Source organism: Rhodococcus sp. NPDC056743, from assembly GCF_042790355.1.
Taxonomy (GTDB): domain Bacteria; phylum Actinomycetota; class Actinomycetes; order Mycobacteriales; family Mycobacteriaceae; genus Rhodococcus_F.
The window spans coordinates 58,090-81,260 of record NZ_JBHTZI010000011.1; the positions used below are offsets into that span (position 1 = coordinate 58,090).

Here is a 23,171-nt window from a genome sequence, read left to right on the forward strand (position 1 = left end):
GTTCGGCATTGCACACACCCGTCGGCTTCGCGCCGTGTGGGTAGTGCCGCTACACTGACTACCGCAGCTACGACGCCCAAAGCCCCGCGCCGGCCGGTCGAGTAGCGGCACAGCCCAACCGGTGAGTGAAAACCGCAGTACAACACGGTTTTCATGCTTTTCGGATGAGCTCCCCGCCCTCGTAGCTCAGGGGATAGAGCATTCCTCTCCTAAAGGAAGGGTCGCAGGTTCGAATCCTGCCGAGGGCACGCGGATTAGCCAGCATCAAGTCAATCCGGACATTAGTCTGACGCCGTGAACACACAAAAGCATGCGGGTCAGGCTCGCATCTCCGGGCGTCAACTCTCTTACGTGGCCTTCGCTGTCGTCGTCATCGTGTATCTGGCAATAATTCAGTTCGGCGGCCGCCTCATCGCAGGTTGGGGAAACGAAGACGACACCCTGACCACTCGCGGGGTGGTCTTCACGATGCTGATCCCGTTGGCGATCGCTCTGATCTTTACGTACGGCGTTATCGCAGCCCTCGGCTGGTGGCGTCCGGTCATCAAAGATGATCGGCCGGTAAATCGCTGGGTTTGGGTTGTGCCTGTCGTTCTTCTCGTCGCGATCCTGGTTGGCATCGACTACAGCGCGCTCGCAGAGAAGGGCTGGCTGTTCGTTCTCGTCCTGTTGATCGCCACCCAGTTCGTGGGCTGGGGCGAAGAGGGAATGTTCCGCGGCATCGGAGTGACCATGCTGCGCAACCACGGACTCCGAGAAGGCCAGGTAGCCCTCTGGTCCAGCCTCATCTTCGGCGCCGTCCACCTTTCCAACGTCTTCGGAAACGGCGCTTCCGCGGTCCCACAAGCAATCATGGTCAGCCTCGCCGGGTACTTCTTCTATCTCACACGCCGGGTCTCGGGGAGCAATGCACTCAACTCGGTACTTCACGGACTCTTCGACTTCGCCCTACTCAGCGGCAGTGCAATCCTGCTCGACCAACAGGGTTATGCGGGTGCATTCGCGCCAATCCTGGCCTACCCGATCATCGCCATCGTGCTCATCGTCAAGCGACACAAAATCGAACCTCCGCACCCCGTCGACGATCACGCTGTCACCTCCACTACCTAGTAGCCCGCTTCGCCGGCACGGCGGACATGACGACAAGAGCCCCACTCCCAGTGATGCGGGTGGGGGCGTCGTTCATGTGCAGGGGCAGTCACGTGCGGCAACAGCCCAAACGACAACGGTTCCTGCAGGCTGTGTGCTCAACCGACAAGAACCTGAACCGCAAAGTTGCGAGACCGCGCGCGTACCCCGGCAGTTGCGGCCTGAAAATCACGTACCCCGACTGTCGCCCCTCCAAACAGATCCGACAATGTCTCTCACATTCCATTTCTGCGAGAGCACTAGGTGGGATTGACGTTTCATCCATTCTTCGGCCGCATGTCATGCTGAAACCATGACGCCCGCAGCCGCCATGAGCACTCCCCAGAAGAACATGTCATTGATTCCGGGCGGAACCTTCTGGATGGGGTCCGAGGACTTCTATCCGGAAGAACGCCCGGTTCACCAAGTGAGCATCGACAGTTTCTGGATGGATACGACGGCCGTCACCGTCGCCGAGTTCCGTCGATTCGTCAAAGCAACGGGTCACGTCACGACTGCCGAGATCGCGCCAGATCCGGCCGATTACCCCGCTGCCGACCCCACGCTGCTGGTGCCCGGTTCTTTGGTCTTCCACTCACCGCCCGGACCGGTCCCCCTGGACGACTACACCCAGTGGTGGACGTTCACACCTGGCGCGGATTGGCGACACCCGGAGGGCCCGGGCAGCAATGTCGGTGGACGCGAAAAGCATCCCGTCACGCACGTCTCGTACTTCGACGCGCAGGCATACGCACAATGGGCCGGCAAGGAACTCCCCACCGAAGCGGAGTGGGAGTACGCGGCGCGCGGCGGCCTCGATCGCAAGGCCTACGTGTGGGGCGACGAGGATTCTCCCGGCGGAAAACCTGGCGGCAATGTGTGGCAAGGCCAGTTCCCGTGGGAAAATCTGCTCGAAGACGGCTACGAACGTACCGCCCCCGTGGGGAAATTCCGTCCCAACGGCTACGGCCTCCTCGACATGGCCGGCAACGTCTGGGAATGGACAGCGGATCACTACACGTCGGACCACGCCCACAGCACCAAGAACATTGCGCCGGCAACCTCGTGCTGCATTCCCCGCAACCCGCGCGCCGAGCTTGCTACGGAAACAGTTGCAGGAGAGACTTATCCGCTACGAGTCATCAAGGGTGGGTCACATCTGTGTGCACCCAACTACTGCCTGCGCTACCGGCCGGCCGCGCGGCAGAGCGAGTCCGAAGAGTCCTCGACCTGCCACGTCGGCTTCCGGTGCGTCGTGCGAATTCCGCAGGAGTAGGTCAGAAGGGTGCGTCGCCGAGAATCGCGACGCGTTCCATGACCCGTCGATGCGGGAAGTAGTCACTGGCCGCGTAGTGCTGCGTCGCTCGGTTGTCCCAGAACGCAATGGAATTGGCTGCCCATTTGAATCGGCACTGGAAATCCGGAACCTTGACCTGCGCGAACAACAGATTGAGCAGATCCTTGCCTTCCTGCGGATCCATGTCCGGGATGTGAGTGGTGAAGAGGCTGTTCACAAACAGCGTTTTGCGGCCAGTCTCCGGATGCTTGCGGACCATCGGATGCAGCACCGGCGGGTACTGCTCCTTCATCTTCTCGAGCTTTTCGGGCGACATACTGCGACCGAAGGACGGAACGAAGTCGTGGACGGCTTCACGCCCGTCGATCAAGTCCTTGACCTCGTCGGAAAGGCAATCGAACGCGTTGCCCATGTCGGCCCACAGGGTGTCGCCACCGGCCGGCGGAACATCGATGGCACGCAGGACAGAACCTAGCGGCGGCGTCTTGGTCCACGTGACGTCGACGTGCCAGATGTTCTCGGTGCCAGGGCTGTCCTCGCCGCGCTCGAAGCGCACTACGGCCGGGACCTCACCCTGCGGGAGCAACGGGTGGACTTCGAGTTCACCCCAATTGCCGGCAAAGTCACGGTGATTGAGGCTCGAGATGTTCTGGTCTCGGAAGAACACGACCTTCCATTCGAGCAAGGCGCGACGGACGTCGTCGATCTGCTCGGCTGACGGATCACGCAGGTCGATGTTGCTGATCTCGGCCCCGATGAAGGGTGTAACCGGCGTGAGAGTGAAACGCTCGTACGGCCTCGACTCGACACCTTCGGGATTGCGGCGCATCCCGCGAGGACCGAATTCGATTGTGTGATTACCGATTTGAACCGTACGAGACGACGTGAGTGCAGCCATGAAAACAGCTCCGTTTCGATTTACGTATTGACTCGCGCGTCAGGGGACTGCGCGATCTTGCTTCGGGTGCGTGTGTACTCACTCTGCGGAGCCAGCAATGCCGCGACCATCAGGTCGACAAGATGGTCCACAGTGGTGTCGAAATCTGCCTTCACCACAAGATTTCCCTCGGCACGCCGCTGCTCGAAAACAGCAAGCGCGGAGACAGTCATGTTGGACGTCAGGTCGATTCGCTCGACCGCAACACGGCGAGACAGGTGCGGTAGCGCACGCGTCAACCGCGAGACCACTTCGTTGATTGCTTCGCTGACCTCGCGGAACTCGAGGCTCTGAGTATCGACTGATGGCGAGACCCTGGCGATGAACCTCGCATAATTCGAGCCGTCGGCAGTGGCGAGGAAATCTGCTAGCGGGTAGATGAAGGCCTCGACCAAGGCTCGAACCGTGTCCGTTCGGCCGCTTGCGTCGATGTCGTCGAGGTACGTCAGGCGAGCGATATTGATCTGGCCCATCCGATAGCGGAATACGGCCAGCACCAACCCGTCCCGTCCCCCGAAGTGGTACTGGACTGCAGAGTTGTTACGTTGCCCCGCCGCTGCCGCGACATCGCGCATCGACACCTCGTGGATGCCATGTTCGGCAAACATGCGTTCCGCGACGGCGATCATTGCACTCTTGGCATCTGACGAGCTGGGCATGAATGGAGCATATAAGTCAGTGCCTTAAAACTGCAACCCCTCTTTGCTGTGCGCCTTTATTAACCGCCGGGGGTTAACAAAGGCGCACAGCAGGAAGTAAATCCCACTCAACGAGACCTTTCCTTTCAATGTGACATCGAGAGCTACGCTGCAGATTAAGTCAGCCACTTAATTCTCGGTCTCAAGACAGCCAGGAGCCCGCTTGTGAATCGTCATTCCATTCCGATCATCGCCGAGACGCCGAACGTCGCCGCATCGGTCGACTACCGCGACCAGAAGGTGCCTTTCACCCGGCCAGAACCCATTCGCCCGCCGGCCGGGGCGCCCAACGTCCTGCTCATCATGATCGACGATGTCGGGTTCGGCGCCCCCTCCGCGTTCGGCGGCCCGTGCCGTACCCCAACGGCTGAGCGCCTCGCGGACACCGGCGTCAAGTACAGCCGATTCCACACCGCCGCACTGTGCTCACCGACCCGCGCTGCCACTCTGACGGGCCGCAATCACCACAGCGTCGGCATGGGCGTCATCTCCGAGATGGCCAACGCCGCCCCCGGATACAACGGAACCCGCCCGGCGTCGGCGGCCACCGTCGCTCGTATTCTGCAGGGAAATGGTTACGCCACGGGCGCTTTCGGTAAGATGCACCAGACCCCGACCTGGGAGACCACCGCCGCGGGGCCGTTCGATCGCTGGCCTGTACGTGAAGGTTTTGACAAGTTCTACGGCTTTCTCGGCGCCGAGTCCGACCAGTTCACCCCAGTTCTCTACGAGGACTTCACGATGGTGGACCTGCCCAAGACCCCGCAGGAGGGCTACCACCTCTCCGAAGACCTCGTCGATCACGCCATCGAATGGGTCGAAGGCGTCAACACCATGGACCCGGACAAGCCGTGGTTCTGCTACCTCCCCTTCGGCGCGTGCCATGCGCCACTTCAGGTTCCGGACAGCTACCTGAACAAGTACGTCGGCGAATTCGACCACGGCTGGGATCGCCAGCGCGAGATCACCCTGGAAAAGCAGAAGGAACTGGGCGTCGTCGGACCCGATACCGTGCTGGCTCCGTGGGCACCGGGCGTTCCGCACTGGGACGAACTGGACGACGACCAGAAGAAGGTCTCGGCCCGGCTGATGGAGTTGTACGCCGCGTTTCTCGAGCACACCGACGACGAGGTCGGTCGACTGGTGGATCGTTTGCAGGACATGGGCGTTCTGGACAACACCCTCGTTCTCTACATGATGGGCGACAACGGAGCCTCTGCCGAAGGCGGTATGGAGGGGTCGTTCAACTACCTCGCCGGGCTCAACGGTTACAAGACCGCGACAGCCGAAGTCCTTGCCCGGTACGACGAACTGGGCACCGAAACCAGTTATCCGCACTACCCGGCCGCCTGGGCCCTCGCGCTCGACACCCCGTACCAGTGGGCCAAGCAGGTTGCCTCCCACTACGGTGGAACCCGCAACGGCTTGATCGCACACTGGCCCAGGGGAATCGAGAATCACGGCATTCGCGAACAGTGGCACCATTGCGTCGACATCACCCCCACGATCCTCGAAGCTGCCGGCATCCCGGCACCGACGAGCGTCGACGGCGTAGCGCAGAAGCCCATGGAGGGTGTTGCGATGAACTACACCTTCGATGATCCGGAGGCCGACGAGCGGCACACCACACAGTATTTCGAGATCTTCGGAAACCGCGGCATCTACGATCACGGTTGGACCGCCGTCACCGCGCACCGCGCACCTTGGCTGATGGCGACGCATGGACTGGAACTCACGTCACTCAGTGACGACAAGTGGGAGTTGTACGACACGACGGTCGACTGGTCGCAGGCCCGCGATCTCGCGGACGAGCATCCTGAGATCCTCGCGCGACTCAAGGAGAAGTTCCTCGTCGAGGCGGCCAAGTACCAGGTCCTGCCGCTCGACGACCGTACCGTCGGACGGCATTCGACACCGGAATCCCGTCCGCCGCATCCTATGATGGGCCGCAAGTCGTTGACGCTGTACCCGCATATGAACGGACTGGTCGAGAAAGCAGCACCCAACTTCTTCAACCGCTCGTACGCGTTGACCGCCGATCTCGGCAGCGTCGCCGACGGCATGCTGGTAAGCCTCGGTGGCCGCTTCGGCGGATTCGCCTTGTACGTCATCGATTCCGTACCGGTCTATTGCTACAACTTCAGCGGTGGTGGCCGCACGTTCGTGCGAGCCGACAAGCCTCTGTCCGCCGACGCCAAGGAAGTATCCGTCCATTTCGACTACGACGGCGGTGGTATCGGCAAGGGCGGTCTCGCGACGTTGCGCGTCGACGGCGAGGTTGTCGCCAAGGGTCGGATCGACAAGACCACTCGGGCAATCTTCAGCATGAACGAGCAGCTGGATATCGGAATCAACCGTGGCAGCCCGGTTTCCGAGGAATTCGCCGAGCAGGGCACATTCCGCTACGGCGGCAAGCTGAACAGCGTGACTATCGACTTGCTTCCGACGCGTGATGTTGTCTCCGCCGAGGAGCGCGAGAAGATTTCGCTGGCAGTGCACTAGGTCGCAGGGCGATTGTGCAGCCGCACGGGTAGTTACCGCTGCGGCTGCACAATCGGCGCGCGGCTACCCGAACAGGATTTCTCTCGCCTGCTCACGTGCACTGTTGAACTCCCACCACGAATCCTCGGATCCACGCAGATCCTGTTTCAGGTACCACAGCGAATCGCTGCGTTGGGGCTCCGGCAGTCGATCAAGAGCAGGAACGGCGTCGACCGATAGCGTGCTCAAGTAGTTCACATCGATGCTCTTCCCCGCCTCGAACCGCTCGACGTTCTTCTCCGCGATGTATGCATCAGGGTTGAAGAACGCAAAGCCCAGCAAACCCACCGTGGCCATGGCCAGTACAGCTGTCGGCAGCCACGCGCCCGACATCCGTACTCCCGCGATGATCAGCAGAACAAAGACCAGCCCGAGCAGCAGTTCGACAGCAAAGACACTCACGCGCAGCCTCGTGAATCCGTACTGGTTCTCGTACAACCACATTCGATGAACCGCTGACGCCACAATCACGAGGCTGAACGTGCAGAGTGCACCCAGAAGCCCTCGGGCCAGTACCCTCGATCTGCGATCGCCGCGATCTACACGCCGAACCGCAACCGCGATCACCACCAATGTCAGCACCGTCACCATCATCAGCTGCCAAAATCCTTGGCGCGCATAGTCTGCATACGTCAGGCCGTCGGTGACCTGCACGTGGTTGTCACCACCGAACAGCGTCTTGAGCTGCACTGCAACAAATCCCAAGAACAGCACGTTCAGCATCGCGAGAGGCACCACCCACTCCCACAGCGGTAGCGGCGACGCCGGTGCCGGAGCAAGCGCGTCGACGTCGGGTGTCCGGCGCCGCAGATACACAGCCGTGAGCGTCCCGAAAGCCACCAGGATTCCGATGAACAGGTGCGCGATTGTTTCGTCGACGCGAATCGAGGGCGCGGCGCCGCTGAAGAACTTCGCGAATTCCGGGTCCGCACTGGCAAAAAGAGATCCGAATATCAGGAGCATTGCGACGCTGACGGCACCGACGGCCACCACGCGGACGGCCGGCACTCGCAGCGCTGTACCAGGTCTCGCGTTTGTGCGCCGAGCAAAGCGCATCACCCGTAGCGGAGCACGCCACGGCATGATCGTTCCCAACGCGATGCCCGTCCACGTCCGGCCACCGATCAACGCCCACGTGAACACAACCCACGCCGCCACCAGGCACACGAAGACAAGCCATCCCGCACCGCGAACCGCAGCCACACCGAACAACGCCAGCGCACCGGCACAGGCGCCCCATTGAATCGGTGTCAGCCGTGGCGGCGTAAGGATCCCGACAACTACGGTGACACCGACAAACACGATCGCGTAAGCAACACCAATAGTGTCGACATCGAGGATCAGGGCGGCAAGCACACCCACGACTGCCGACCCGATCAACATCGGGCGCGTCGGAATGGACGTTCGATCTCGGCGCCATACGCGTGGCACTGGCCGTGTCGGCGCACTGGGTTTTGGTGTAACGGCAACCGGAGTAGTCATTATCAAACCTACTTTCAGGATCGGCAAATCAGGCGCAGAACCGGGTGGGGTGCGCCTTCGATAATCGGTTAATTCAGTTCTGTGGCAGTACCACTCGAATACAGCACCCTGTTGGCGCATCGACGACGGCAATAGTGCCGCCATGCAATTCGACGGCCCACTTCGCGATGGCAAGTCCAAGGCCGGTGCCGCCGTCTGTGGAACCACCTCGAATGAATCTGTCGAAGACCTCGGAGCGGGCGGACGGCTCGATCCCCGGACCGTCGTCATGGACGTCGATCACGACGCCGCGGGCAGAATCCCGGCGCACACGAATCACGGCGTGGGCGTCGACGCCGCCGTGACGAACAGCGTTGTCCAGCAGGTTGGTCACTACCTGATGCAGTCGATCCGGATCGGCGGATATGCTCAACGACGCAGGGCTCACATCGATGTCCACGCCTCCCCGACGCTGCGACATCAGTTCGTTCAGGAATGGCGCTACCTCGAACATCTTGGGATTCAAGGGCATTGCACCGCCCTCGAGTTTCGAGAGATCAAGCAGATCGTCCACCAGAGCACCGAGACGTTCGGTTTGAGCGAGAGCCGAACGCATCATGTCCGGGTTCGGATCCTGTACCCCGTCGACGATGTTCTCGAGCATCGCCTGCAAAGCAGTTATCGGCGTGCGTAATTCATGCGATACGTTGCCGATCAACTCGCGGCGATACCGGTCGTCGGCACCGAGATCCTCGGCCATTCGATTGAATGCCGTTGCAAGCTCGCCCACTTCGTCTCGGGACGTCGCCCGTACTCGGCGCGAATAGTCACCACGCGCCATCGCCTTGGCCGCTGCCGTCATCTCACGAAGAGGAGAAGTCATACCGTGGGCGAGCACCTGCGTAACGCCTAGGGCAACAACCAATGCCGTCAACAGAGCGAATCGGAATGGTTGTTGCGACGTCAGCCAGAAACCACCTGATGCGAACAGCAGTGCGGCGACGACCAGCAACCCGACCTTCACCTTGAAGGACCGCATCGGGTCCAACGGTCGTGGCCACCGAGCAAGAAGTCGCTCGACGACGCTCATCGCGGCGCGTCCCACGCGTAGCCGACACCGTGAACAGTTCGGATCACCGATGGCCCCAGTTTGCGTCGCAGCGCCTTGACGTGACTGTCGACGGTGCGGCTACCTGCCCCTTCGCCCCATCCCCAGATCTCCTCGAGCAGTGATTCGCGGGGAATCGCGGCTCTGGGTCGCTCCGCCAGGTACACGATCAGATCGAATTCGGTCCGCGTCAGGTGTACTTCTTGCGTGTCACGGCGCACCCGACGTTCGGTCAGGTCGATCACGACATCACCGAATTCAAGAAGATCGGATACCGGCCGGGCGGGGCGATCAGCACGTCGGAGCAGTGCCTGTACCCGCGCAACAAGCACCCGCATACTGAACGGCTTGCTGAGGTAATCGTCAGCGCCGACGCCCAAACCGATCACCATGTCGGTTTCGTCGGCGCGCGCCGTGAGCATCAGAACGGGCACCGGTCGTACGGCCTGGATTCGACGGCACACTTCGAGTCCGTCGAATCCGGGCATCATCACGTCGAGAACCACCAGGTCCGGATTGACTTCGGCGCACCGCGAGACAGCACTGGGTCCGTCGAATGCCAGCTCCACGTCGAATCCCTCGGCACGCAGACGCGCGGCAATCGATTCGCAGATGCTGACTTCGTCGTCGACCACGAGCACTTTTCGCTGACTCATGGAACTGACTGTATTAGCCCGACGTGGATGAACCTGGGAGGACTTGTGAAGGTTCTGTGCAGATTAGAAGCGTCGAATGTTGTTGATCGGGAAATCCGCCAAGGGCGTGAGACCTGTAGGAACTCCGACGCCGTACGCGTTGAACACCATTCCGAAGCCCGCGTAGATTCCGACGTGCGTCGCGCCGGGATAGAAGGTGATGACGTCGCCGGGAGCTAGTGCCCACCGTGGAACTGCCTGTCCCACGCGGGCTTGCTCCTGGCTGGTTCGGGGAAGATTCACGCCGGCCTGCCGGAATGCCCACTGCACCAGTCCGGAGCAATCCCACGAGTTCGGTCCGACGCCACCCCACTGATAGGGCTTTCCGGTTTGGGTTGTGGCGGCCGCCAAGGCGATCAAACCCGCGGGACTGGGGATCGGAAGGGCCGCAGAACCACTGCTGATGCTGCCAAGGCTGCCCAGTGACCCGGTACTGCCTGCGCTACCAGCGCTACCAGGTTCCGCGAGAGCAGGTGCCGCAGACAGGAGCAGCACGCTTCCGGTCAGCAGGGCTGCAACCGTTCCCTTACGCAGTGTCGACTTCCTCATGCAACCGTCCTTCGTTAGAGGTGCAGCTCTACAGAGGTGCGGCCATCGCACCGAAATGGCGTTGAACTGGTCGGATATGAAATGAGCACGTGACCTTCGGATGCTAACGACCAACTCGGGCAATTCAGACAAGAATCGGCATTCCCATGCAGAATGAGGCCTTTTGTCCCCGGCGCCCGAGAAAGATCAGGGAAAGATCCGGGACTTCCTGGATTTCCCGCGCACCGTCGATCCCTAGATTCGATGTATGCGCTCACACGTCTTGGCCACGATTGCCACAGGCGCGGCCGCGACGATTGCCACAGTCGCGGCCGCGATGGCACTAGTCGGCTGCTCGACGCTCCAACGGAACTTCGAGGTTCAATCGGATCTGGATTCGCTCACGAAATCCGGAGCAATCGGCTCGATCGCAACGCTCGACGACAACTCGAGCACGGTTGTCCTGACCAGTGGTGTCCCCCACCAGACGAATGGCGATTCAATCGGGCCGAACTATCGCGTCCGGATCGGCAGCGTGACAAAGACATTCACCGCGGCCCTCGTGCTGCAACTGGTAGCGCAGGACAAGATCGACCTCGACGCACCGGTCGATCGCTATCTGCCCGGACTGTTGCAGGGCAACACCATCACTGTCCGGCACCTACTACAACACCGCAGCGGATTACCCGAGTTCGCCGGTGAACCCAACGCAGACGAATGGGTGGCCGCGAACGAAAATCGCACCCTCACGCCGGTCGACGCTGTGGCCATCGCTATGAGCAAGCCCGCGCAGTTCGAGCCTGGATCAGGGTTTCGCTACACCAACACCAATTACATCGTTCTCGGAATGCTCGTAGAAGCTGTGACCGGCCGAAGCTACGCCGACGCATTGCACACTCGGATTCTGGAACCATTCCAACTCCGGGACACGTATCTCCCGCCGCCAGGTGAGCGAGACATCAGAGGTGAGCACATGACCGGGTATGCCGATCTGCTTGGCGGCCGCACCGATGTCTCGCGGATCGAACCGTCTATCCCCTGGTCGGCGGGCGCCCTGGTGTCTACCGGCAAGGATCTCAACACCTTCTGGCGCGCCTTGTTGAGCGGGAAGATCGTCCCGGAGAAGGAACTCACCGAGATGACCACCCCACAAAGCGGTGCCACCGAGGCCGAAGGCCTGGGTTACGGCTTGGGAGTCGGATCCACCGAACTGCCGTGCGGGGTTACCTATATCGGACACAGCGGTGGAATCTACGGCTATTACACGTTGTCCGGTGCAACGGAAGATCGCGCATACACCGTGACCTTGACCTCTACCCCGAAGGAACAACCGGACATCGTGGCCATGCTCTCCCACGCGCTGTGCCCCTGAACGGCCGCCGGAGTCCCCCTGCACCTGTCTGAGATAGGATAAATTTCAGTTCTTTGCCTGGTATGGGCGTTTGAACCGTTTTATCCTTGCCATGCTGTGCTGCATCGGCCACGTCGAACAGATAGGCCGACCATGCCACTCACTGTGAAGTACGCGGAAATGTACAACGACGCACTGATCGCGCTGGCAGCAGCCACACAGCGCCCCGCGAACATCGTCAATCTGGCCGGCGCCTATTCCATCCGGGTGGATCTCGAATACAACCGCCACGTCCTCGCCACAAACACACCACAGGGCTTGTCGAACGAACCGGGTGCCAGCGGAACCTGGCTGGTTCGCTTCTTCCAGGCCGATATCGACGGCGCGCCGGACGAACTGCTCGCCGAAGCAACACATCAGTGGCTCATCGACGCCTTCGATTCCGCACTGGCCTCACTCGAAGCCGACGGAAACAAGATCGTTGCCGATGCAGACTTCGGGGATATCAGCCGTTCCGAAGCGACCGACGTCGACTGACTCGAAGGTCAGGCCTGATCGTCTACCGATTCACTCAACTGGGCGATCCGCGCCGCAAGACTTGAGTTCTCTGCCTCGAGCGAGAGAATCAATCGGACGCCGACCAAGTTGACTCCGTCGTCGATCAGCGCGGTGATGCGACGCAATGTCTCCAGATCCGATTCGCTGTAGCGGCGAGTTCCGCCGCCGGTGCGTGTCGGGGTCAACAGCCCCCTTCGCTCGTAAAGTCTCAACGTCTGAGGCCCGACCCCGGACAACTCCGACATCACCGAGATGCCGTAAACGCCACGCTGTGAGCGCGTCTCTGGCTCTAGTGTCACTACAAGCCTCCTCGCTCAATCGGTGATTCCTCGACTTTAACACCTTCAGTCAAGGAATCTGCGTTCTGAGACATAGATTTCATATTGCCAGTCGTGCGGAAGATTTTTTCAATTTCTGCCTATTCGGACATTTCGCCTGAACACGACGATAGTTTCACCCTCCAACCGATTCCGTTCGGGCCCCAATCTGGCGCTGACGGCTTGCTAATTATCTGCACCCACTGGTATAGATTTTAGTACGTCCTGACGAGAACATGTGTACCGATTCGCCTACAGATTTGAGTACTGCGAGGCGCTGACGAGAAGCGGACCGCCCGACTCTCATCACGCCTCCCCTACACCGCAGGAGCACGATGACGACGATTGACATCCCGTCCGCACAGAGCGGCGAGATCAACTCCGGTAGTTCGACCTTGGCCACGCCGGAACTCAAACTGCGAATCGCCCTGATGTTCGGGGATCCGATATCCGAGGACCTGGCCGCAAGCATTAACTGAATCGACGGAAACGATCCGAAAGTACTTGTGCCGCAGCCGCACATACCAGTGCACCAGCTCGACACACTGACGAGAGGAAGACACATGTCTACATTCACAATCCCGGGGCTGAGCACCGACGACGGCGCACGCGTAGCCGCATTTCTGCAGGAACGACTGAGCGCCTACAACGATCTTCACCTCACTCTCAAGCACATTCACTGGAATGTCATAGGCCCGAACTTCATCGGCGTACACGAAATGATCGATCCCCAAGTCGATTTGGTCCGTGGATACGCGGATGACGTTGCCGAACGCATCGCCGCACTCGGAAACTCCCCGAAGGGCACCGCCGGCGCCATCGAAGCCGACCGCTCGTGGGACGACTACTCGGTTGGACGTGACGACGCTCGCGCACACCTGGCCGCGCTGGACCTCGTGTACACCGGAGTCATCACCGATTCCCGCGCCGCGATCGACTCGGTCGGAAAAATCGATCCCATCACCGAAGACATGTTGATCGGCCAAACAGCGCAGCTGGAGAAGTTCCAGTGGTTCGTCCGGGCTCATCTGGAGAACTCAGGCGGAAGCCTTGTACACGAAGGAAGTTCGACGGAACTGGATGCAGCCGACAAGGCACGCAAAGCCTGAACCGTGACGAAACGCGAACTTCGGATCTTCCGACTTCAGCAACGTTTGCTGGCCGGATCGATAGTAGTGGGAACACTGCTCGGGGCTGTTGCTATCACTTCCCTCTGACTCCCTGAAATCCCCTCCATTCTTGAATTCTCACTGTCACAAGGAGACTCACTGTGCTCGGACTCGGCATCCTCGGTTGGATCATCATCGGCGGGCTCGCCGGCTGGATCGGCAGCAAGATCATGAAAACCGATGCCTCCATGGGAATTCTCTTGAACATCGTCGTCGGCATTATCGGCGGCCTGATCGGCGGATTTCTTCTCAAATTATTCGGTGTCGACGTCAACGGCGGTGGCCTGATATTCAGCTTCTTCACGTGTGTACTCGGCGCGGTGATCTTGCTCTTCCTGGTCAAGGCCGTCGTCGGCCGACGCTGACTCTTCTCAAATTCAGGACCTTCCCAGATCCAGAACGACTCGAATCAACATCCACCCGAAAGGATTACGATTACCATGGCTGATTTCATCGACAAGGCAAAGCACAAGGCCGAGGAACTCATCGGCGAAGCAAAAGAGAAGGTCGGACACAAGACCGACAACGACGATCTTGCCGCCGAGGGCGCCCAGGATCAGGTCTCAGGCAAGACCAAACAGGTCGGTGACGATATTTCAGATGCTGCCAGCGATATCAAGGACAAGTTCACCAACTGAGCGGGAATCACGGGTACCGCGACCGGTGAACACATAGCGGAAGTTCTTATTTCACAGTAACTTCCGGCACATCAGAGATGAGGATTCACAATGATTGTTCTCGGCATTATCTTGGCGCTTGTCGGCTACTTCACGTCCATCAGCATTCTGACTACGATCGGCATCATTTTGGTTGTCGTCGGCGCAGTCTTGTCGCTCCTCGGAGCTACAGGCCGCGCGGTGGGCGGCCGGAAAGTCTGGTATTGATCCACCTCGTCAAACCTGCCCGGTGGGGCGTTGCCGATCACTACCGATCGCCAACGTCCCATCGGGCGTCTGCCGTGAACCAGGTTCGTGGTCACTCATGAGAACGTCGAACTTTTCTCTTTTTATGCGTACCGTCGCAGAAGGGAGGTATCGATGTGCCACCACATCGACACAACGCCACAGTTGCACGTTCACGGCTGATCGGATTGCCGTCGGCATCGACCAGCGCCGCCGGGCCTCTAACCAGCAGCGGCCCGTCTGGGCATACAGTGATCGTGACAGCGGAATCGTCGCCCCCAGGATCGGAATCGGAGTTCATATGTCCTCCACACGGATTGATCGAACACCATCACAAGCAGTAACAACCGGCACTCGTATGCCGATCCCTTCTGCCCGCGGGCCGGTCAGCGAACTGTTGATTGCACTCTTGTCTGGATCTGACGCTAACCCGGCCGCCTTCACCGCCGCCGCTCGGGGTTCGGCCGGCGAGCACGACGGTACATCGATAGTGTTCGACGACGACGCACAATTGTCGCTGACGCTGCTGTACGAACTGCATCTTCAGGGACTCGCCGGGGTGCCGGACGAGTGGGAATGGAACCTCGATCTTCTTGCGGGTCGCGCAGCGCTGGAGTCGTCCTTCGAGGCAGCAGTACGCACGCTCGTCGCAGGCCACCACGTCGAAGCCGGTGACGTCATTTCACAATTGTGGGCGATGACCGCGCCCTCGACCGGTCCGAGCATGTCCAAGTTCATGGCAACAGACGCCAGTACCGAACAGTTTCAAGAGGTACTCGTCCACCGCTCTCTCAATCAGCTACGAGAATCCGATGTTCACACATTGGGTATTCCGCGCCTGTCCGGAGCCCCGAAGGCCGCGCTCGTGGAAGTGCAAGCCGACGAGTACGGTGGCGGTCGACTCGAGAGGATGCACTCCACCCTCTTCGCCAACACCATGCGCGAACTCGGACTGTCGGATCGGTACGCACACTATCTCGACGCAGTTCCGGCTGTGACGCTTGCGAGTCTCAATGTGCTCTCGCTCTTCGGATTTCATCGTCGCCTGCTCGGGGCGTTGATCGGCCATCTGTGCGCGGTGGAAACCACGTCGTCGCTGCCCAGCAAGAACTACAGTGCCGGGCTGCGGCGCCTCGGCTTCGGCGCGCGAGCAACGTTGTTCTACGACGAGCATGTAGAAGCAGACTCCGTTCACGAACAGATCGCGGTCCGCGATCTCGCCGGCAAGCTGGCGGAACAAGACCCCACGACGGGAAGCGACATTCTGTTCGGTGCTGCTGCCTGTCTGGTGTTCGATGATCTGCTGGCAGAGCACATCACCGGTTGCTGGGACCGAGGGGACACGTCACTGCGCAGTTCACCCCAGTAGGTAGTTCACCGCACGAATCACGACAATCTCTTCCGTCCGTTGCCCTCTCTTGATCAGTCCCCGAGCTTCGAAAAGCGCCACCCGGTCGGAAAGCACGCGCCCGAACGGAATTTCGGCCCGCGCGGCGATCTCCACGGACAATCCCTGTTCTTCCAGCATGGACTGAGTTTTCTCGACCCCACTGAGCACCGACTGCGCGATCAGCAGCACACCCGACGGCGCAAGGATTGCGGGTGCTGTCGCGCAGATTCGATCCAACAGCATCCGACCGTCTACGCCCGCGTCCCAGGCTCGCTCGATCCCGTGAGTGGGCAGTACATCGTCGTGCGCCGGCACATACGGCGGGTTCGACACGATCACGTCGAAACATTGACCACGCACCGGCGTGGTCAAATTCCCGCGCACCACGTGAACCGAATGGCGTCGCAGCCGGGCGTTGATCCAGGTAGTGGCAAGTGCGCGGCGCGAGATGTCTATTGCAGTGACGCGGCCGGCCCCGGCAGCTGCAGCACACAGACTCAACGCGCCCGTACCGGCGCAAATGTCGAGCACGCGTGATCCTGGTCCGAGGCTTTCCGCTGCCAGCGTCTCCGCCAACAACCAGGTGTCCTCTTGCGGTGGGTACACGCCTGGCAGCCGTAGCAACATCGGTGACTCCTCGAGAGTTGAGCGTCCTGTGGTCAGTATCTGCCTCGATGCAAGGTGTCAGGCAACGGATGCATGCCCGACAGAACAAGAGTTAACGCAATCATTGCATGACTACATGATATTATCTGTTTCCACGGATATAGATTAGCTTTTTCTGGTGCGGCCGGTAGGTCGCTCCCTCGACTTCCCCGTCGAGATGAACCCAGGAGGCGTGATGACCGACGAGCAAGCATTACCAGTCGACGACGCACATACCAATCGATCGCACGTCGGCGAAGGGATCGCCGACGGACGCAACTACCCCGGATACCTTCTCATCGGACTCGCACTGGCCACACTCGGGCTGACCTTGGTGGCACTGGGTTACGGGTTTCGCGGATGGGCGTTGATCGCCGGCGTCGTGTGTGCGGCGTCCCTCGCACTGGGCGTAGCCGCCGTCCTTGTCGAGCGGCGACGCGTCAAGCGCCTCGAAGGCAAGGATCTCCTGGACCAGGAAGGTCATTGACGGGTAAGCGCCCCAGTGGGACTCGAGGGGCACACTCCAGCTCTGACGACAAGGAATCACTACCGGACACAAGCGCTTTCGACAAACTGGTCGGGGAACTCGAAAACCCGATGTTCGTCGTCACCACGTACGACGGGAATCAGCGTTCGGGTTGCCTGGTAGGTTTTGCGTCTCAGGTGAGTATCGCACCGCCCCGCTTCCTCGTCGGTCTGTCGAACAAGAACCACACGTACCGCGCGTCGTTGAACACGGAATTTCTTGCTGTTCATGTCATTCCGAGAGATCACATCGAATTGGCGACGTTGTTCGGAGGATCAACGGGCGACGACATCGACAAGTTCGCGCGTTGCACGTGGCATCCCGGCCCCCACGGCCTGCCCATACTCGACGAGGCAGCCGCGTGGTTCGGCGGACGGATACTCGACCGCATCCCTCTCGGAGACCACGTAGGTTTCCTTCTGGAGCCCGAATCCGGTTTTGCACCTGATAATCTCGATCCGATTGTCACCTCCACCGACGTCCGCGATCTCGAACCCGGACATAGCGCCTAGTGCGTCCCACTACGGATCCCGCCGCACATCCGTCGGCGACTTGTCCTCCCGCAGCCCCCGCCAGCTCGGGTGTCGCAGCCGACCGCTCGCGGTCCAATCCATGAATCGCACTTCACCCACGAGTTCGGGGCGGATCCACACCGCCCCTTTGCGATCGTCGGCCGGCACATCGTCCTCGAACGGGTTTTCGTTCTGCTGCAAAGGTTCCAAACGCGCCCTGAGCATTTCCAGGTCGCGGTCGGTGAAGCCGGTCCCCACCCGGCCGACGTAGCTCAACCCGCCTTCACCCGGCATTCCCAGGAGGAGCGCACCGATCCCCCGGGCCCGGTTGCCTTGACCGGTGCGCCACCCGCCGATCACTACCTCCTGGCTGCGCCAGTTCTTGACCTTGATCCAACTCGAACCTCTCCGTGCAGGAAGATAGACCGAGGCGCGACGCTTTGCAACGATCCCCTCCCAGCCGGATTCGCGGCTCACCGCCAGCGCCTTCTCCGCTGTTCCTTCGATCGGGGGTGGCACGGTGAGATCACCGACCTTGGCGGCCAACGCATTCAGAACAGTCCGACGGTCCGTGTACGATTTCCGCAGCAAAGACACACCATCGAGGTACAGGAGATCGAAAGCCAGAAACTCAGGTTCACCGCCGCGCTGCAGGGCCCCGAAATCGGTAACACCCTGCTCGTTGTACGACACCACTTCACCGTCGAGAACCACTTCGTGGCCGGCCAGAACCGAAGCAAGCCCAGCCAGCGCCGGATAGTCGCCGGTCTTGTCATTTCCGGCCCGACTGCGGAGCGACAGTATGCCCGAATGAAACTCGAGAATCACTCGTATTCCATCCCACTTACCCTCGAATGCCCATTCCTCCTCATCCAGGCCCGCGAGCGTTCCGGGTGTCGCGAGCATCGGTTCGATCCCTCTCGGAAACTCGATTCCGAAGCTGGCTTTCTGATCCTTCATCAGATGCATCAGCCACTGGTCACCTTTGGTCCGAATCAGCGCGAATCTACCCTGCACGCGGTTTCCCTCCAACCGCACGATCACCTCGTCGTCCCGCCACTTCTCGGTCTCGTACGTTCCGGAATCCCAGATCGTCATCGATCCGCCGCCGTACTCTCCCTGGGGAATCGTGCCGGAGAAGGTGGCGTACTCGAGCGGATGGTCCTCGGTGTGAACAGCCAAGCGATTCTCCCCCGCGGTGGTGGGCACACCTTTCGGAACGGCCCACGACACCAACACACCATCGCGTTCGAGTCGAACGTCGTAATGCAGGCGTCGCGCGTGATGTTCCTGAATCACAAAGGAATTGCCGACGGCGCCCGGAGAAACGGAATCCGGCACCGGTTCCGGTGTCCGCTCTGCCGCGCGCTTGCTGCGGTATCGTGTCAGCGAATCCTGCTGCACCACGGGTGGATCCAGATCGGCCAACAAGTCACCGCCGCCGTCAACGCGTTCGAGAACCTCGTCGAACAGTAGGTGGCGCAACTTCGGGTCGTCGAGTTCGTCCCAACTGCGCGGCGCCGCAACATAAGGCTGGGCACGTCCACGCATCGAGTACGGAGCGATAGTGGTTTTGGCCGCGTTGTTCTGGCTCCAGTCGACAAAAATCTTGCCGGCGCGAACATTTCGCGCCATCGTCGCTGTCACCAGACCCGGATGGATCTTCTCGAGTCCCACCGCAATCTGCTTGGCGACGGTCGACGCACCACTGCCGTCCAGCCGCCGATCAAGTGGCACATACAGGTGAATACCCTTACTTCCGCTTGTCACCGGATACGCACTCCACCCCAGCGTGCCCACGAGATCACGGATGGAACGGGCCACCTCGGCACATTCAGCCAGCCCGACGCCCTCGCCCGGGTCGAGATCGAACACCAAGCGGGTTGCAGGCCCGCGCTCGGAGCCGTCGAATCGCCATTGCGGAACATGTAATTCGAGGGCCGCTTGCTGACCGAGCCACGCCAGCGACGCCACCGAATCGAAAATGGGATACGTGACCACTCGGTCGGAGTGCTGCAGTGACGCGCGGGTCAGCCAATCCGGTGCCGACGACGCAAGGTTCTTCTCGAAAAACGATTGACCGTCAACCCCGTTGGGCCACCGTTTCCGCGTACCCGGTCGACCGATCACGTGGGGAATCATGACTGCGGAGATGCGAGTGTAGTAGTCGATGACTTCGGCTTTGGTGGTTCCGCTCTCGGGATAGAGCACCTTCCCGAGATTGGTCACGGGCACGGTTATGCCGTCGAGTGTGATCTGGCCCCGATCAGTCGTCGCCATCACTTCATTGTGCTGCAGCGCCCGCGATCCGGCAGTAGAAATCGCTGCGATCGGAACCCTGTCCTCGCCCAACCCTCACCGGCCACACTGGAACTCCAGTCGAAAGGACAACCGCGATGGCAACGGGACACAGGTCGGAACCGAATGTGGACAACAACTGGCGAATGTTCGCGACCTGCAAGTCCGTCGATCCAGCCGTCTTCTATTCACCAGGTGAGGAACGCGGGCGCAATCGGCTTGCGCGTGAAGAGACGGCCAAGCAGGTGTGCTTCCGCTGCCCCGTGATCGACGACTGCCTGAACTTTGCACTCGAGACCGGTGAACCGCACGGTGTCTGGGGAGGAACTACACCCACTGAACGCCTCACCCTGCGCCGCTCAGCAGCCTGAAGACTCGCCTCTGACGAGCCCCCGGTCGCGGCGATACCGGACATACAGGCAAGATGGCAACGTGCTCATGCCACGACGTTGCGCTGCCGTAACCGCGATCTTCGCCTCCGCGATCCTGTTGGGTTCATGCTCCACCCAACCTGAGAGCGCCGCGGCAGTCCCGGAAACCACCACCAGCATTCCCGAGGCGTTCACCAAGCTTCCGTCCACTGCAGCCGTGACGGAATGCGGTCCGGGCAGCGGCACTACCACCAAGGACGGCACGCTCACCATCGCCACCGGTACTCCGTCGTACGAGCCGTGGTTTCACGACGGCGATCCGTCGAACGGGCAAGGATTCGAAGGTGCGGTGGCCCGCGCCGTGATCGAGAAGCTCGGATACACCCCCAGCCAGGTCACCTTCACGAGCGTCGCATTCAACGACGCCCTGAAGCCCGGCAACAAAGACTTCGACTTCGCGCTCGACCAGTTCACGATTTCGGGAGAGCGCCGCGAATCCGTCGATTTCAGCTCGCCGTACTACGCGGTGGCGCAATCGGTCATCGCCTTGCAGAACAACGGCGCCGCCCAGGCCCCAGATCTGAATTCGCTGAAGTCGTATCGACTCGGCGCGCAGGCCGGCTCGACCAGCCTGCTTGCCATTACCGAGACCATCAGTCCGTCGACCCAGCCTCAGACCTACACGAGCACCGACGACGCCAAGGCAGCACTGGCCGCCGGTGAGATCGACGCTCTTGTTGTCGACATTCCCACCGGATTCCACATCACGGAGACCGAGCTGCCACAATCCGTCATCGTCGGACAGTTTCCGCGGCCCAACGCCGTCACCGAGTTCTTCGGGGCTGTCCTCGAGAAGAACAGTTCACTCACTGCGTGTGTGTCGGCCGCAGTCGACTCGCTGTACGCCGACGGAACCCTCGAAGCTCTTGCCACCGAATGGATCACCGATACTGCGGACGCAAAAATCCTCGACTAGCTCCGGTCAGTTACCGCGGCCGCTGATCGCGCCGACAAACACCTTGGGAATATCGGCGGGCGTGGGCGCGAAGTGACTGTTTCCGCCGGTGACTGCTGAAATCTGTTTCAACACTTCGGTATCGGCATCACCGGTGACGCCGATGGTGATGATCGGCACCGGACGCGCTGCATCGCGTTCACGTGCAAGAGTGTCGAGCAACTCCTCGCGTGAAATACCGGACGGATCGTCGTTGGCCCCGTCGGTCAGGAGAATGACCGAATTGATCGACGACGGGTCATAGGTGCTCTGGATCTGGCGAAACGCCGCCAGAACACTGTCGTACAGACCAGTTCCACCACCGACAAGTGCCGGTAGTTCGTCGACGTGCGAGAGAAGCTCGGTCCGGTGATCGGCGTCGCCCTCGGGTGTATCCATTCGCGTAACCGGTTCGAGTTCTCGGTAGTCGGTGCCGTCGCCGAGGTCGATCGAGAAGGCCCACAGACCCAATTGTGCGTTGGCCGGGAACATTCGGATCGCGATGTCGCCGGCCTGCGCCGTGGCGGCCATGCGGGTAACCCCGCCCTCCATGTAATCCATCGAACCGGAGACGTCGACAACCGCCAGTGCTCGGGACGGTCTGGACAGAATCTCGTAGCGCGCCAAGGCCGTGGTCACCATCGACGGATCGCTCGGCGCCAACGGCGTGATCATCCCGACGCCGCCACTCGGCAACGGTTCGTTGCTCGCCGCACGAAAACCCAGACCGGACAAGGCTGGGCGGCCTTTGTCAGAGGTGAGTGCGTCAGCCAGAACCTGCGCCGCCGGAAGTGCAGTGGAATCTCCCGTCAGCGCCATCGGGTAATCCATGAACACCGTGCCGGACGTGGGGACTGCGGCGGTCAACCGGGCATCGGGATGCGCGGCCATGTAGGCGACGAAAGTCTGTTCGGTGGTGATCGCGGTTCCGCTGTCCGCGGCAACCTTCTCGATCCGGATAGTCGAACCGGCTTCCTTCACATTCCCGAGTTGAGCTTGTGCCACCGGAACCAGCGCGGCCGAAATGGATGCCGTATCGCCACTGCGCGCCTGAGTTTCGGCAAACGCAGCCACGATGGGCGCACTGGACACAGCACTGGAAAGCGGATCGCCGATGTGCAGTCCTGGAACCGCCAGAACGTCGAGCCAGCTTGCCGGACTCGTAGTTTCACCGAATCTCGACACCGTGACAACCGGTGTGGACGCTACCGACTCGCTGACCTTCGAGACGGAACGACCAGCCGCCGCGGCCTTGTCGAGCCATTCTGACGAATCCGGTATCCAGATCGCCGGACCGGAACCGCCGAGCGCAAGATCCCCATAAGCGCGAGCCGAGTCCTGGGACACCACGGTAAACGATGCGCAACCGAGCTTTTCCGGATCGATGGTCGACGCTACTGCGTCAACCCCGGTCGCAATGGACGGATCAACCGCCACCACCAGGTTGGCGACCTGCGCGCAGTCCGAGGAAGCGGCGGCGGGTGTGACCGTCGGAGCATCCTCGCCCAGGTTACCGAAGGTGACGGCAAATGCCGCGGAACCTGCGACGGCAACCACGGACAGCACTCCGACCAGGACTTTCACTGATCGCGGCATAGACGCTGTAGGTACCCCGGACGAGCCGTGACGACCAGACATGTGCGGAATCCTCTCCGGCGGAGCACCAAGTCCATAACAAACCAATGCCCGGTTTATCCCGCCGAAAAGAATCCTAACTCATGTTTGCCGCAAAGTAACTACTTATG

At 60.8% G+C, this 23,171-nt stretch carries 26 protein-coding genes and 1 tRNA gene; 16 read left to right on the forward strand and 11 right to left on the reverse strand.

Translation table 11 applies throughout. The annotated features are described in order from the left end of the window. Positions 1–175 precede the first annotated feature (175 nt). From ACFRFQ_RS24560 to ACFRFQ_RS24570, 3 genes are all read left to right on the forward strand, one after another. Positions 176–248, forward strand: a tRNA-Arg gene (locus tag ACFRFQ_RS24560). A gap of 46 nt (positions 249–294) precedes the next feature. Beyond that, positions 295–1,110: a CPBP family intramembrane glutamic endopeptidase gene (locus tag ACFRFQ_RS24565; RefSeq protein WP_378663491.1), complete on the forward strand. Its 816-nt coding sequence runs from the start codon at positions 295–297 to the stop codon at positions 1,108–1,110. A 331-nt stretch (positions 1,111–1,441) separates the two neighbouring features. Next, positions 1,442–2,404 carry a formylglycine-generating enzyme family protein gene (locus ACFRFQ_RS24570; RefSeq protein WP_378663494.1) on the forward strand — a complete coding sequence of 321 codons (963 nt, stop codon included), beginning with the start codon at positions 1,442–1,444 and terminating at the stop codon, positions 2,402–2,404. Between the two features lies 1 nt (position 2,405). Here the strand turns inward: ACFRFQ_RS24570 and ACFRFQ_RS24575 are convergent, their stop codons facing one another. Both ACFRFQ_RS24575 and ACFRFQ_RS24580 read right to left on the reverse strand, forming a co-directional pair. Then, positions 2,406–3,323 (reverse strand): TauD/TfdA dioxygenase family protein, encoded by a 918-nt coding sequence (locus ACFRFQ_RS24575; RefSeq protein ID WP_378663499.1) that lies wholly within the window; start codon positions 3,321–3,323, stop codon positions 2,406–2,408. A 20-nt stretch (positions 3,324–3,343) separates the two neighbouring features. Next, positions 3,344–4,021 (reverse strand): TetR family transcriptional regulator, encoded by a 678-nt coding sequence (locus tag ACFRFQ_RS24580; protein WP_378663502.1) that lies wholly within the window; start codon positions 4,019–4,021, stop codon positions 3,344–3,346. Positions 4,022–4,225: 204 nt separating this feature from the next. Between ACFRFQ_RS24580 and ACFRFQ_RS24585 the strand changes: the two genes are divergently transcribed. Further along, the gene (locus tag ACFRFQ_RS24585; protein ID WP_378663505.1) at positions 4,226–6,562 is read left to right on the forward strand and encodes an arylsulfatase; all 2,337 of its coding nucleotides are present in this window, start codon (positions 4,226–4,228) and stop codon (positions 6,560–6,562) included. Between the two features lie 63 nt (positions 6,563–6,625). Here ACFRFQ_RS24585 and ACFRFQ_RS24590 read toward each other — a convergent pair whose 3' ends face one another. The 4 genes from ACFRFQ_RS24590 to ACFRFQ_RS24605 form a co-directional block, all read right to left on the reverse strand. Further along, positions 6,626–8,083, reverse strand: coding sequence for a DUF4153 domain-containing protein (locus ACFRFQ_RS24590; protein ID WP_378663507.1), 1,458 nt, complete (start codon positions 8,081–8,083; stop codon positions 6,626–6,628). 73 nt (positions 8,084–8,156) lie between these two features. After that, the gene (locus tag ACFRFQ_RS24595) at positions 8,157–9,152 is read right to left on the reverse strand and encodes an ATP-binding protein (protein WP_378663510.1); all 996 of its coding nucleotides are present in this window, start codon (positions 9,150–9,152) and stop codon (positions 8,157–8,159) included. Further along, positions 9,149–9,826 carry a response regulator gene (locus ACFRFQ_RS24600; protein ID WP_378663513.1) on the reverse strand — a complete coding sequence of 226 codons (678 nt, stop codon included), beginning with the start codon at positions 9,824–9,826 and terminating at the stop codon, positions 9,149–9,151. Before ACFRFQ_RS24600 ends, ACFRFQ_RS24595 begins: the two co-directional genes overlap by 4 nt. Before the next feature lie 63 nt (positions 9,827–9,889). Then, positions 9,890–10,414 carry an NlpC/P60 family protein gene (locus tag ACFRFQ_RS24605; RefSeq protein WP_378663516.1) on the reverse strand — a complete coding sequence of 175 codons (525 nt, stop codon included), beginning with the start codon at positions 10,412–10,414 and terminating at the stop codon, positions 9,890–9,892. 247 nt (positions 10,415–10,661) lie between these two features. Here ACFRFQ_RS24605 and ACFRFQ_RS24610 point away from each other — a divergent pair, with 247 nt between their 5' ends. Then, entirely contained in the window at positions 10,662–11,765 is a 1,104-nt protein-coding gene (locus tag ACFRFQ_RS24610) for a serine hydrolase domain-containing protein (RefSeq protein WP_378663518.1), read from the forward strand. Between the two features lie 132 nt (positions 11,766–11,897). Next, positions 11,898–12,281, forward strand: coding sequence for a hypothetical protein (locus ACFRFQ_RS24615; RefSeq protein WP_378663521.1), 384 nt, complete (start codon positions 11,898–11,900; stop codon positions 12,279–12,281). An 8-nt stretch (positions 12,282–12,289) separates the two neighbouring features. Here the strand turns inward: ACFRFQ_RS24615 and ACFRFQ_RS24620 are convergent, their stop codons facing one another. Then, positions 12,290–12,601 carry a MerR family transcriptional regulator gene (locus ACFRFQ_RS24620; protein WP_378663524.1) on the reverse strand — a complete coding sequence of 104 codons (312 nt, stop codon included), beginning with the start codon at positions 12,599–12,601 and terminating at the stop codon, positions 12,290–12,292. A gap of 353 nt (positions 12,602–12,954) precedes the next feature. Here ACFRFQ_RS24620 and ACFRFQ_RS24625 point away from each other — a divergent pair, with 353 nt between their 5' ends. The 5 genes from ACFRFQ_RS24625 (at position 12,955) to ACFRFQ_RS24645 (ending at position 14,672) form a co-directional block, all read left to right on the forward strand. Further along, positions 12,955–13,098 (forward strand): hypothetical protein, encoded by a 144-nt coding sequence (locus ACFRFQ_RS24625; protein WP_378663526.1) that lies wholly within the window; start codon positions 12,955–12,957, stop codon positions 13,096–13,098. Positions 13,099–13,182: 84 nt separating this feature from the next. Further along, positions 13,183–13,728, forward strand: a complete 546-nt coding sequence (locus ACFRFQ_RS24630) for a Dps family protein (protein ID WP_378663529.1) — start codon at positions 13,183–13,185, stop codon at positions 13,726–13,728. A 161-nt stretch (positions 13,729–13,889) separates the two neighbouring features. Continuing rightward, complete coding sequence (locus ACFRFQ_RS24635) at positions 13,890–14,153, forward strand: GlsB/YeaQ/YmgE family stress response membrane protein (protein WP_378663532.1); 264 nt, start codon at positions 13,890–13,892, stop codon at positions 14,151–14,153. Positions 14,154–14,228: 75 nt separating this feature from the next. Then, on the forward strand, positions 14,229–14,426 hold the full coding sequence (locus ACFRFQ_RS24640) for a CsbD family protein (protein WP_378663535.1): 198 nt from the start codon (positions 14,229–14,231) through the stop codon (positions 14,424–14,426). A 90-nt stretch (positions 14,427–14,516) separates the two neighbouring features. Further along, the gene (locus ACFRFQ_RS24645) at positions 14,517–14,672 is read left to right on the forward strand and encodes a DUF6131 family protein (RefSeq protein ID WP_185993139.1); all 156 of its coding nucleotides are present in this window, start codon (positions 14,517–14,519) and stop codon (positions 14,670–14,672) included. Positions 14,673–14,763: 91 nt separating this feature from the next. Here the strand turns inward: ACFRFQ_RS24645 and ACFRFQ_RS24650 are convergent, their stop codons facing one another. After that, positions 14,764–14,991: a CDGSH iron-sulfur domain-containing protein gene (locus tag ACFRFQ_RS24650; protein ID WP_378663537.1), complete on the reverse strand. Its 228-nt coding sequence runs from the start codon at positions 14,989–14,991 to the stop codon at positions 14,764–14,766. Between ACFRFQ_RS24650 and ACFRFQ_RS24655 the strand changes: the two genes are divergently transcribed. Further along, entirely contained in the window at positions 14,992–16,059 is a 1,068-nt protein-coding gene (locus tag ACFRFQ_RS24655; RefSeq protein ID WP_378663540.1) for an iron-containing redox enzyme family protein, read from the forward strand. On the opposite strand, the gene ACFRFQ_RS24660 is transcribed toward ACFRFQ_RS24655, so the two are convergent. Beyond that, the gene (locus tag ACFRFQ_RS24660; RefSeq protein ID WP_378663542.1) at positions 16,048–16,707 is read right to left on the reverse strand and encodes a HemK2/MTQ2 family protein methyltransferase; all 660 of its coding nucleotides are present in this window, start codon (positions 16,705–16,707) and stop codon (positions 16,048–16,050) included. The two genes, ACFRFQ_RS24655 and ACFRFQ_RS24660, sit on opposite strands and share 12 nt — an antisense overlap. Before the next feature lie 214 nt (positions 16,708–16,921). Here ACFRFQ_RS24660 and ACFRFQ_RS24665 point away from each other — a divergent pair, with 214 nt between their 5' ends. Together ACFRFQ_RS24665 and ACFRFQ_RS24670 are read left to right on the forward strand one after the other, a co-directional pair. Then, positions 16,922–17,212 (forward strand): hypothetical protein, encoded by a 291-nt coding sequence (locus tag ACFRFQ_RS24665; protein ID WP_378663545.1) that lies wholly within the window; start codon positions 16,922–16,924, stop codon positions 17,210–17,212. Between the two features lie 86 nt (positions 17,213–17,298). After that, entirely contained in the window at positions 17,299–17,763 is a 465-nt protein-coding gene (locus ACFRFQ_RS24670) for a flavin reductase family protein (protein WP_378664158.1), read from the forward strand. Between the two features lie 9 nt (positions 17,764–17,772). Here ACFRFQ_RS24670 and ACFRFQ_RS24675 read toward each other — a convergent pair whose 3' ends face one another. Continuing rightward, positions 17,773–20,043, reverse strand: a complete 2,271-nt coding sequence (locus ACFRFQ_RS24675) for an ATP-dependent DNA ligase (RefSeq protein ID WP_378663548.1) — start codon at positions 20,041–20,043, stop codon at positions 17,773–17,775. A gap of 116 nt (positions 20,044–20,159) precedes the next feature. Here ACFRFQ_RS24675 and ACFRFQ_RS24680 point away from each other — a divergent pair, with 116 nt between their 5' ends. Both ACFRFQ_RS24680 and ACFRFQ_RS24685 read left to right on the forward strand, forming a co-directional pair. Further along, positions 20,160–20,432, forward strand: a complete 273-nt coding sequence (locus ACFRFQ_RS24680; RefSeq protein WP_378663551.1) for a WhiB family transcriptional regulator — start codon at positions 20,160–20,162, stop codon at positions 20,430–20,432. Between the two features lie 67 nt (positions 20,433–20,499). Then, positions 20,500–21,408 (forward strand): transporter substrate-binding domain-containing protein, encoded by a 909-nt coding sequence (locus ACFRFQ_RS24685; protein ID WP_378664161.1) that lies wholly within the window; start codon positions 20,500–20,502, stop codon positions 21,406–21,408. A 6-nt stretch (positions 21,409–21,414) separates the two neighbouring features. Here ACFRFQ_RS24685 and ACFRFQ_RS24690 read toward each other — a convergent pair whose 3' ends face one another. Continuing rightward, complete coding sequence (locus ACFRFQ_RS24690; protein ID WP_378663553.1) at positions 21,415–23,064, reverse strand: substrate-binding domain-containing protein; 1,650 nt, start codon at positions 23,062–23,064, stop codon at positions 21,415–21,417. Positions 23,065–23,171 lie beyond the last annotated feature (107 nt).